General features: G+C 36.8%; 4 protein-coding genes. 1 reads left to right on the top strand and 3 read right to left on the bottom strand.

Features of this window, described 5'->3' with window-relative positions; genetic code table 11:
• The first annotated feature begins 87 nt into the window (after nt 1–87).
• Complete coding sequence (locus tag JQC67_RS11315) at nt 88–1,620, top strand: FG-GAP repeat domain-containing protein (protein WP_203252916.1); 1,533 nt, start codon at nt 88–90, stop codon at nt 1,618–1,620.
• A gap of 21 nt (nt 1,621–1,641) precedes the next feature.
• Here JQC67_RS11315 and JQC67_RS11310 read toward each other — a convergent pair whose 3' ends face one another.
• From JQC67_RS11310 to JQC67_RS11300, 3 genes are all read right to left on the bottom strand, one after another.
• Entirely contained in the window at nt 1,642–3,129 is a 1,488-nt protein-coding gene (locus JQC67_RS11310) for a sulfatase family protein (protein ID WP_203252915.1), read from the bottom strand.
• A gap of 17 nt (nt 3,130–3,146) precedes the next feature.
• The gene (locus JQC67_RS11305) at nt 3,147–3,863 is read right to left on the bottom strand and encodes a carboxylesterase family protein (protein ID WP_203252914.1); all 717 of its coding nucleotides are present in this window, start codon (nt 3,861–3,863) and stop codon (nt 3,147–3,149) included.
• 99 nt (nt 3,864–3,962) lie between these two features.
• Entirely contained in the window at nt 3,963–12,485 is an 8,523-nt protein-coding gene (locus JQC67_RS11300) for a T9SS type B sorting domain-containing protein (RefSeq protein WP_203252913.1), read from the bottom strand.
• Nucleotides 12,486–12,513 lie beyond the last annotated feature (28 nt).

Raw genomic sequence — 12,513 nt, 5'->3', positions numbered from 1 at the left:
AATAAATGGGCAGCTTTAGAAATTATAATATGCTCTAACAAACAAGTAGATAAGACCAGACTTTAAAGCCAACATACAACACAACCAATGAACCGAAAAACAAATAGTCTTTTAATTAAAATACTGTTCTTGTTTTATGCAATAGTAATTGTTTCGTGCACCTCACCTTCTGATGAAAAAGCAGAAATTTTGTTCAAAACGCAATGTGCTCGTTGTCATGAGTTACCAGACATTAATGCTTTACCTAAAAAAATATGGAAAACAGGTGTGCTACCTGAAATGGCCGCATTAATGGGATTAATTGATAATTCTAACGACCCTTATAAATCACATTCAGTCAGTGAACAAATTGCAATGAGACAAACAGGTATTTATCCAAATCAGCCCCAATTATCATTACAAGATTGGACTCTTTTAAAAGACTATATAATACGAATGGCTCCAGATTCTTTAGAGGCAGAAGGCACTATTCAAAACCCAAGTGAACTAATTCAATTTACCTCTAAACAAATTAATATTGATAGCACTCTTGGCTCTTATATTACCTTTTTAAAATACAATCAATCTAATAATACTATTCTTTTGGCTGACACAAGCGGTAAATTATTAGAATACAATGCCATGGAAAATAGCATTAAAACTATTCTACAAAAATCAACACCTATTACAGACTATTTTAAAGCAGATGAAATAGAATTGGTTACGTTAGTTGGCATACTACATCCATCTGAAATTAAAAAAGGTAATATTGATATACATTCGAAAAATAAGATTGAACAACTGCCATTTACACTTCACAGACCTGTTAACACTTTAGTAAAGGACTTAAACAATAATGGGCAGAAAGAAATAGTGGTTTCAGAATTTGGCCATCTTACAGGGTCATTATCATTATTGTACACTGTTACCGGCCTAAATCGCCAAAAAAAAACACTATTAAACCAACCAGGAACGATTCGTACTATTGCTAAAGACATGAACAATGACGGTAAGTTAGATTTAGTCACTCTAGCCTCACAAGGGCGGGAAAGTATAACTATTTTATATCAACAAGATAGTTTAGAATTTAACGCAGACCCTGTTATTAAATTCAGTCCGGTATACGGAACAAGTTGGTTTGAATTATTAGATTATGACGGTGATGGCGATGATGATATTATTACTGCACATGGTGATAATGCTGATAAAAGTTTTGTGCCAAAACCATATCATGGACTTCGAATTTATATTAATGATGGCGAAAATAAGTTTGAAGAAAAGTATTTCTGTCCAATAAATGGTGCTACAAGATTAGTAGCACATGATTTTGATCAAGATGGTGATATAGATTTTGGGGTACTATCAACATTTCCTGACTATCAAAAGAAGCCCGAATTTTCATTTTTATATTTAGAAAACATCAACTCGAAAGACTTTCATTTTAAACCATTTACAACTAAAAATACAACTCAAGGCAAATGGTTATTAATGGACACTGGTGATTTTAACAGTGATGGTGATTTAGATATTGTATTAAGTTCATTCACTTATGCCTTTAATAAAACTCCAGATAGTTTAATGAATTATTGGCTTAAATCTGATGTTGATATAATGATTTTAGACAACACAACTATTCCCTAAACCAACAAGATTATTTCTTTTTTAATATTCATTTTTATGCTTAAAATCACCCGAACGATATTTAACAGTGCGTTTCAACGGAATCTGCATTCCTTTGGTTTGTTCTAACCAATCATAAATTGCAATTGACATTGACTTAGCAACATCCTGTTTATTAGGATCTGCAATTAGGTTGTACATTTCTTCAGGGTCATTTTCTAAATCATATAGCTCATTGCGATCCCAAATACCTTGAAACTTCATGTATTTATACTTATCAGTTCGCATTCCGAAAACCGTTGGGGTCATCGGAAAATCATACTCCCAATAATATTCATAAAAAACTTCTTTTCTGGTAGGTGCACTTTTATCGCCTGTCAAGATTGGAATAAATGATACACCAGGCATATTCTCTGGTTGCTTCACCCCTGCCTCACCCAAAACAGTAGGCCCTATATCAATATTTTGCACCATTTGTTTCGGTGTTTGTCCACCATCGAATAATTCTGGACAACGAACCAACAATGGTACTTTCACCGATTCTTCATAGAAATGTCTTTTATCAATTAAACCATGTTCTCCCCAGCTAAAACCATTATCTCCCATATATATGACCAAAGTAGATTCATCTAACCCTTCTTTTTTAAGATAATCCATAACGGTACCAACACTTTCATCAACACCTAAAAGAGTTTCGCAATAATCTACAACCATATCATAAATACCGTTATTTTCATGGTACATATAATCAACTCCATGCCAACTAATTCTTTGATCCGCAACCCATTGTGGCCATTTTAAATCTTTATAAGCTCCAGTTTTTGTTTGGTCATATGTTGATGGTAAAGCAATTCTTTTTCCTTTGTACTTTCCTTTATGTCTTTTAGCTGGTTTAAATCCGGCATGTACCGCTTTATGCGATAAATAAAGAAAAAACGGTTTTTTCTTATCTCGTTTATCAAGCCAATCTATTGCATGCTCAGTTAATAAATCAGTAATGTAGGTTGAATCTTTATATGCTGTTCTTTTTCCATTTATGTTAAGTGTTGGATTGTAATAAACACCTTGACCAGGGAAGCTTTCCCAATGTGTAAACCCTGGTTGTGGCTCATCACCATGATTTCCCATATGCCATTTACCAAAAAAACTTGTTTGATAGCCAGCTTTTTCTAAATACTGTGGAAAATACGTGAGGTTGCCTGGATCTGGTGCCTGATTGTCTACAATTGTATGGGCATGCGAAAACTGACCTGTCAATATAGAAGCTCTACTTGGCGAGCACAAAGAAGTGGTAACAAAAGTGTTGGGTAAATAGGCACCTTCTTCGGCTAACTTATCCATATTCGGTGTTTCTAACCAAGGCACTTTACCAGTGAAACCCATATAGTCATACCGATGATCATCCGTCAATATGAAAATTACATTTCTAGGTTTTTTTTTGCTTTTCAATACTGGGTCAGTAGTATTGGCATATCCACTTAAAACAAATGTAAATACTAATATTACGACACTAATTCCTCTTAAATTCATATGATATTTTCTTATGATTATTTTCTTTTTTGATCAATAAACCACTTATAAAGTGCTTCAGTTGTATATGCTTTTTCCCATGAATTATGACCTACACCTTCGTATGCTGTGAATTTTACATCATGACCTATTGCCTTCAATTTCTCAACCATTTCTTTAGATTCAGAAAAAGGAATTGATTGGTCTTCTGTACCATGAAAAACCCATATTGGCATTTCTTTATCTAACCAACTAGCATAAGGTAATGGCGCCATACCACACACCACCGCTAATGCTGCAAATTTCTCAGGATATTGTACCGCCAGTTCCCACGCAGCACCTCCACCTCTACTTAGACCGGTAAGGTAAATTCTTTTTTTATCAACGCGATTGTTCGCCACGACCTCATCTAACAATTCTATTAAAGCTTGAGTGTTCCACCATTTTTTTTTGTGCGGATTTTGTGGTGCTAGAATAAGAAAGGGAAATTCATTTCCTTCTGCAATAAGTTTCGGCGGACCATTAGATTTTACTTCTTCAAGTTCACCACCAGATTCGCCACCACCATGAAGAAATAAGAGTATTGGGAAATCTTTATTTTCATCACTTTCATACGATTCAGGATAGTATAAATAATAATGAAAATCTTCCTTTACAATTGATTCATAGCTAGCATCAATCAACATAGACTTAGATTGTGCTTTACAACTTTGCATTAGCACACATGCTATGAATAATAGTACTATCGATTTCATCTTTTTCCTTTGAAAGGAAAAGATACATAAAATATTAGAAGATTTATGAGTACAAAAAAAGGGCGCTCGTTGAGCGCCCGTTAATTATATTACTTGTATTTATCTGTAGAGTGTAAAGTGACCTATATAATGCATTTTACTCTTATCGTTGGCATTTACTTCATACCAATAATCACCAGAGGGTACAGGTTTGCTTTCATAAGTTCCATCCCAAGAAGTAACTTGATCTAAGCGAGCTACAACTCTACCATATCTATCATAAATTATGACTTCGATATTTGGAAAAAAGTTTCTATTGTTAGGGAACCAAACGTCGTTATTTCCATCACCATCTGGTGTAAAGAAATTTGGTATTTCTAACATTCCAGTAAACTCAAAAGGTATAGTTACTACTGCAACACATCCAGTTTGATCTGTTACCTGAATGGTAACTACTTCACTTTCATTTGTGGTGTAGACATTATCATCACCTTGAGATTCACCTTGAAAAGAATATACATAACCGCCATAACCACCTTCGGCAATTGCAGTAACTTCATTCGGGCCTGTTTTCTCAGCTGTCAATGTCAATGGGTCATAAGACTCCATAGTAAAGTCTACCGAGTTTGTACATCCATTTTGATGATAGATATATACAGTGTGATCACCAGCATCAAGGTCTCCCCAAGTAAATGTAGCTGTTGCATTTGCACTTGTAGCATCAGATGGATTTACAGGATCTAAAGCGAACAATAAATCTGGATATAAACTTGCATCTTGCATACTGATTGATACGGTACTGTTCGGGAAAATTCCTTCACAACCATATTGAATAACCGGTTCAGCCGTTAAATCAACTCCAATTGTAATCGGAATTATAACATCTGTAAAGCAGAAGTTAGCATCTTGCACAATTATAATATAACTTTCTCCTCCTACTAAATTGTCAAAATAAAGATTGTCATTTCTTTCAAAAATTTCAGTTCCATCAGAATTAGGACCAACTATTTTCGTTTGATAATACTGAACCGAAGTAGATGTATCAACAAAAGGTGTACCTCCAGTAATAGTCAATTGTACAGTACCATCTGCAAAACCAATACAAGTTTCTGGCGATGTTGTTATATCTGATATAATTAACTCCGCTGGTTCAACTACAGTTATAAAATCTTTTTCAAAACATCCATTTTCATCCTGAATTAAAATTTCATAACTACCAGCAGCTAAATCTTCAAAAGTATACATCCCTGGTGTTGTTACATCACTAAAGAATTCATTAAAATTAGGACCCAATGCGAACTGAAGTAAACCAACTCCACCACTATTAACTTCAATTGTAATGCTTCCGTCTGACTCTCCAAAACAAGAAATAGGTCCAGGTGTTGCATCAAACACTATTGGTTCTGGTCTCGTAATCTCAAACGGACCTGCAATAGCACTACAAGTTGCTCCACTTGTAACAGTAATATAATAATCACTTCCTGCATCTAAGCCTTCAAATGTTCCATGGTCTTGTGGACCTCTTATTAAGGTAGCCGAAGCAGCCGGACTAAATGCATCAACTGGATCACCACTATATAAGTAAAATTGATTACCACCTACGCCACCGTTAGCAAACGATTCTATTCGACCATCTAATTCACCTGAACAAGAAATATCATCTACTGGTGAGTTTGGTAAAAATTCAATTGCAGCAGCATCTGTCATTGTAATACCACCTGTTCTAACAGCTAAACATGTATTAGATGCATTCTTTTTACGTACATCAAATTGATAGCTAATACCCGCATTTCTTAAAAAGAGCATCGATTGACCTGTCATATCAGAGTATGGCCCTGCAACTACACCGTTTTCTAGAGGTTGAATTTCATACGTAAACGCTGGGTTATAATTTTCAATGCTCAATTGTATTTCACCTTGACCACCACAACCTGGTACTGCTGTTTGAATCAATTTAGGTTGAACCGGCGGCGGTGGATTTACAAAATAAGGAACTGTTACGCCTACACAATTAAAACTTGAGGATACTTCTATAGCATACCAACCTCCGCTAATATAACCACCACTTGTACCTATAAAAGTTGGTGAATTCTGCAATCCACTTGTTGAGGCAATATCAGTATTGTCATCACTATTTAGGTATAATAGTCTATAATTATAGCCAGCACCAGGAAAACCACCTGTTGCACCAGCTGTTGCCGAAGTTTCATCTCCTGTTGTTGGGTCAAAAGCTTCTAATATTGCATTGTTACCGTTAGGACAAACAAGTGCCTGAGGCTCTCGAATACCGGCTTGAATTCCTGGAATAGGATCTAGTGTGATATCAAAAGTATCTCGACATCCTTCTACATCTCTAATTTCTACTCTATAATCACCACTAGCTAAGGTTTCAAATTCATTGTCAGTTCCAAATGAAACTATTTCAACATAACCAGTCCCATCATCGCGGAGTAACCTGTATTCATAAGCTACAGTATCCCATCCATTGACGCCTGTTGCTTCAATATGCCCAGTGTCTTCATTACAACCAACATTACCCACTTCAACAGCACTTAAATCAAGTGCTCCATTTGGTGAACGAATAGTTGTTACATTACTTTCTGCACTACAAAATGGCATAGCTACCGATATCACTTCAACAAAGACATTACCACCAGCTAAACCTGTTATGGTTTCTGGATTGTTAGCTGTATCAAAAGAACCTGTTGCTAAAACGGTAGTCTTGCCTGGGTCACTTCCACTATAAACATTATACGTATAAACACCTGTATAATCAGTTACTTCAATTGAAATTTCACCATCACTGGTTCCAAAACATGAAATTGGTTTGGTTTCAGTAATAACAACTGTTGGCAAAATAGGTTCACTTACCGTATGTATAGGTAATGGATATGTACAACCACCAACTAAATCTTCAACCTCAAATAAATAATCACCAGATACTGGCAAGTCAATCTCTACAAAATCATTACCGGGTGCATTAGTTACTGGTGCAATTGCAACCGCTGAAATTGTGGATACTGTAAAACTTGTAGTTTGTGAAGCTGGAACAGTTATACGCACTCTTTCATCGTCTCTACAATTTAATGCACTGACAACTGTAAGGGTTGGAGTTACGTCGCTTGGTGCCGCAATTGAAACATTTGTAGATGATTGACAACCGTTTGCATCTATTGCATAAACCGTTATTGTTTGTCCAGCAGGATCTCCATTATCTACAATCTCAAAAGTATTCGCAGATTGGTAATTCGAAAAGCCCGTAATGCTATATTGGTAATCTGGACCAAGACCTGACGTTCCAGGGTTATCTATAGCTACGGTTATTATTGTAGAACTGTATCGGTTTGCACCTGGTTCACAAGCAAAATCTGGGGCACTAGCTGAAATTGAAAATAATGCTGGTTCTTCAATTTCAATATCTTGTCTTACAGCAATACAATTTCTATCGGTTCGCACTTCAATATCATAAAAACCAGGAACCAAATCTATAAAAGACCCTGAAGCATTAGAAGGCTTGGCAAGTGTTGTTGTACCAGCCTCAAAAATTGAATAAACAATTGGGCCATCAACATCAGTACCTGTTTGTAAAATAATATCTATACTACCATCATTTTCCCCTTCACAAGAAATATCATTTTCATGTATCGTATCTATAATTGGTGGTGTTGCAGCGTCTAAATTGATAGTAGCTGTTACTACACAATTTGTCTCAGTATCCGTAACCTCAACTATATATGAACCTGGTGCTACATTTGTAATTTCACCTTGATTGCGATCACCTAAAATTGGTGCTCCAATATCAACGCCTCCACTATCTTGTAATTGATAACTGAACTGATTACTACCACCAATAGGAAGTATCTCAATAATACCATCAGCAGCATTACACGATGGTTCAGTACTAAATGAAGCAGAAATTGACAAGAAATCATAAACAACTGCTGTTCCTTGACTTGTACAACCATTGGCATCAACTACATCTATAAAATAAGTGCCTGGACTTGCAACTGTATACGTGTATTCCCAATGTGTTCCATTATCAACAACGTCAGGTGCCAAACGCTCATCACCGCCTAAAGTAAATCTTGGGGTGTCAACTGTATTTGGAATTGTAACTCGAATATCAAAAGCAGTTGCTGTAACTACACACTGGTTATCTACAAATGAAATTGGTGCAGGTAAAACAGGATCAGATTGTACAACCGTAGCAATAGCAAAAGAGGTACAACCACTGCTATCACGCACATAAACATCATACGTATTTGCAACTGCAATAAACGAAGTATTGGTGGTCCAATCTCCAGCTGACGGGGTACTACCAGAATCCATAAATGCAAATTCATAAGGACCGCCATCACCATTATTACCTTGAACCACAATCTGACCTGGAGAATTACATGTTGCTGGCTCTTCAGCAATTATATCAATTCCTGGTAAATTTTGTTCAACAATGATACTTGTAGCTGTACTACAATCATCTGCTAGATTTGTAACAATAATTTGATAATCACCAGCAATTGCCAAATGGGTATTAGAATAAGGTACAGTCAAAGGAGTTACTGTTTCAATAATTGATTGTGTACCATTAGTATTATCTAAGATTTCAACTTGTAAATTATCTCCAAGGGTGAAATTGTCAATGGTATAGGTTATTTCTCCATTCCTATTTACATCACAAAAATCGGGTGTTGATGTAGCTGTGACTTCTAATAGCGTTGGACCACTAGTCGGTGGAATTTCTTCAAAATAAATACACCAATTTGCGGGATCCGGATCTCCACGGGTATCTGTTACTTCTACAGTGTAAGTAACTCCATACTGTAATCCACTAAAAGTATGTCTTCTAAGTCCTGCGTTAGGAGGAACTGGTGCTGATGGGTCATTTTCTAAACGAATAAGAAAAGATCCGGTACCACCAAATATTTCTACAGTATCAGTAAAGCCTGTATCTGAACAAACAGGTATTACCCCATCAGGTACAACCGAAAGGTTAGGTTCTGTAATTGTAACAGTATCTTCATCACGGCAACCATTTGCATCAATGGTAACAACCGTATAAGTTCCTGGAATCAAATTAGGGCTTAAAATTTGTGTTGGAAAAGTTGATACATTTTCTAATCGTGCCTGTTCTACCCCTAAAACATCTTCTACAATAAAGGTATAGTTTGGACTACCGGGTGACATAGCAATGATATTCACCCCACCACTAACTGGGCCTGCACTACATGTTGCTGGTTCTTCGGTAACTGTTGCATTTGGCGCACTAGTTGTATCTGTTCCTACAATAGCATCTGCCGGAACAGTTGTACAACCTCTTGAATCTCTTACTAAATAAGGATATGTACCAGCCGCTAGATTTGAGAAAACAGACTGTGTTCCAAAAGTACCACCATTAAAACTAATTTCATAAGGTGGAATTCCACTAGTTGCATCTGGCGTTATAGTTACAACACCATTATTCGCACTACCACAACTCACTGGTATAATATCAACAGCTGCGGGATCAATATTTACAGGTGGATTTAATGTAATTGGATTTGACTCCGCTACACAATTTTCATTATCTGAAACCCGGAAAATATAGTCACCAGGTGTGTTTGTATCATAGGCAAATGTATTTGATGTTAATGGTATTGGCGCTCCAAATGTTGTACCATTATCGCTACTTACCTCATAAGATTTAGGCGTGGCGTTAGTCAAATATCCTCCAGTAACCTCAACGGTTATTTGTCCGTCTGCTCCACCACAGGGTATCTCCCCTGTAATACTAGTATTCACTCTTAATTGAGGATTTACTGTAATATTAATATTATCACTACAGTTATTACCATCAACTACTTCAATCGTATGGTTTCCAGGGCTAAGATTTGTAAAGGTTGCAGAACCTTGTAATGCTCCTCCATTAATTCTGTATTGATGCGTACCAAGGGCAGCTGTGCCAGCAGTAGAGTTTACAACAATGGTTGCACCGGTGCCTGCAACAAAACATAAATCTGAACCAGCAGCATCAAAAGCTAAAGTTGGTGCGTCTAATGAAGTTAAATCAAAATCAAACGTAGCTGAGCAGCCCTCAACATCTTCTACAGTTAAGGTATATGTACCTGTTTGCCCCAAATTACTGAAAACTGTACCAGCTTTAGGGCCAGCTGTGGTAGTACCATCTGGGTATGCTAACTCATATCTATTACTACCCCAACCTCCTGTTGCTTGAGCTACTACACGCCCTAAATTACCATTAGCACATGTCATAGCAGTTACATTACCCGTTAATGCAATTGCATTTGTTGGTTCTTCTATTTCAAATGATGCTGTATCAGTACAACCTGTATCATCATCTGTAATTGTTATTGTATAGATGCCCGCTCCTGAAGGGGGTAATACAACTTCAGAGTCATTTTGAGGTCCACTTTCTGCACCTCCATTTATATTATAGGTATAATTATTAGCAAAACCATCTATTAAAAAGGTGCCTGTACCATCAGTAGCTCCTGTACAAACCTTTAAATCTCCGCCTGATTTAACTCTAGCACGTATACTACTTATTATATTAGGAGAATATCCTTCTGTATACGTACAATTATTGGCATCGGTAATTTGAAAAATATACGATTGCGAAGCATCTAGGTCATCGAAAGTGTCGTTTCCAAAATTATCATGTGCTTCAGAAGCGGGACTAATTATACTGTAATTAGTAATTAATGCACTACTAGTTGGTACAATTTGCACATCTACTGTATTGCTAGTACAATTACTATCTGAGGATACAAAATCAATATCCGTTGGAGGATCAACATCAAGTATTGTAATAGGTGTCAATTCTAAACGGCATCCACCACCGTCTTCAATCATTGGTGTATAGGTTCCTGGCCCAAGATTCGTATATGATGTTGTTCCTGTAAAATTGGTTCCATCAATACTAAAAACGTAACCACTACCCGATCCACCTGTAAATGGACCAACAAAATCAATTTGACCACCATTCACACCTCCACTACCATCACACGTACGATCTGAAACTTTAGAAGATGAACCAGAAATTACACCAACATTCGTAACCGTTACAGATGGCAATGGTATTGTACATTCAAAACCACCTTGTTGGTAACGAACTTCAATATCATTATAAGTTCCAGCAGGAACAGAAATTTGAGGGTTGGTGTCCCATGGGTCACCAGAATTAACACGATATGTCAGGTTGTAACCTTTTGGGTCAATAATATTAAAATTAATTTTTGCTCCTCCATTTGAACAAGTGCCATCAATACCATTTGCAGTTACATCTGGTGGATCTAAACTTTCAACACTTGCAGATGCCGGAATTGTACACCCATTACTATCTGTTATAATAAAATCATAAGTACCAGCTGATGATACGGTATAAGTTGTTGAACCTGTATATGATGGCTGAGATGGCCCTCCATTTACGGTGAACGTATACGGGGCAGAGCCTCCTGTTGTATTTACAGTGATGTCAACATCTGAAATTGTTGAGCAGCCAAAACTGCTGTTTACTTCGGTGGATGCATCTAATGCATCTAAACCATTTCCGATAACAATTGGATTATTAGAAGTATCTCGATTCTCTCTAGGAGGATCAATACCGTTTCCTGGATCACCAGTACATTGTTGTGTTTCTACTTGTACCGTATATGAACCAAAACTTACTGCTGAAAATGTGTATGGGTTATCTGCTATAAATGATGTAAATTCTTGTGCAACTAAATTTTCATCTAATAATGTGTATTTAAAAGGACCTGGTACTCCACCGGTAACGGTAACGGTAACAGAACCTGTATCACCAGAACATTGGGCATCTACAAAAGTAACATCAATACCCATATCTAATTGATTAATGGTTATTGGTGCATAAGGATATTCACATGCTCCTGCTGTATTTCTTAATCTAGCTTTAACGTTGTAGGTGCCAGGACTAAGATTACCGAAAATAGGTCCTTGCCATGGGCCAAACCCACTACCACTATTCATACTAAATTCATAAGCACTTGAAAGTCCCGTAATTTGAATCTCACCATCTACCCCACAGATAAAATCTTTTTTAACGAATGATTGGGTTATTGTACTCTTCTTTACCTCAAAGTAATGTGCTACCCCTCCTATTAAAACACGAAATTCAGCACCAGTACCTGCTGGTATAGACGCTGCATTTAGTGTATAATCACTTCCGGTGTGAACCGTTGTGTAACAACTCGCTGATTGATTAGGGCAAGCATCCGTTAAGTCTGGCGAACAAGATCCACCCAAAATTTGCCATTGCGCACTAGGGTTGGGGCTTCCTGTTAAGGTGATAATTCGGTTGTCAGAATCACCACATAGATTAAAAAGCGCTACTTCTAAACCATCAGTACCACAAACATTGGTATCATCAGGTGCTGCAAAAACAGTAATAAACATTGGGGCATTGGCTACAATTGCACTCGCGTTTTTTAACGTATTTTTCTTGAATGTAGTTTTAGTCTCGGCTGCTACTGTTTTGTTAGCTTCAGTAGTTTTGCTTTTAAAAGCGATAGAAACCTCAGAAAGTAATTCTAAAACACTAGTGTTAGCTATTGCCGATGTACCTACTATTGAAGAGAAAATCAACAGTAGCGCATACAAAAGATGCTTTGTTTTTTTAGGGAGCATAGGTTAAGGCTAATTTTTTAGAATATGT

The sequence above is a fragment of the Aurantibacter crassamenti genome, assembly GCF_016811105.1.
GTDB classification, from domain to species: Bacteria; Bacteroidota; Bacteroidia; order Flavobacteriales; family Flavobacteriaceae; genus Aurantibacter_A; species Aurantibacter_A crassamenti.
Note: the sequence above shows the minus strand (reverse complement) of the source record. Positions and strands in the feature narration are given on the sequence as shown.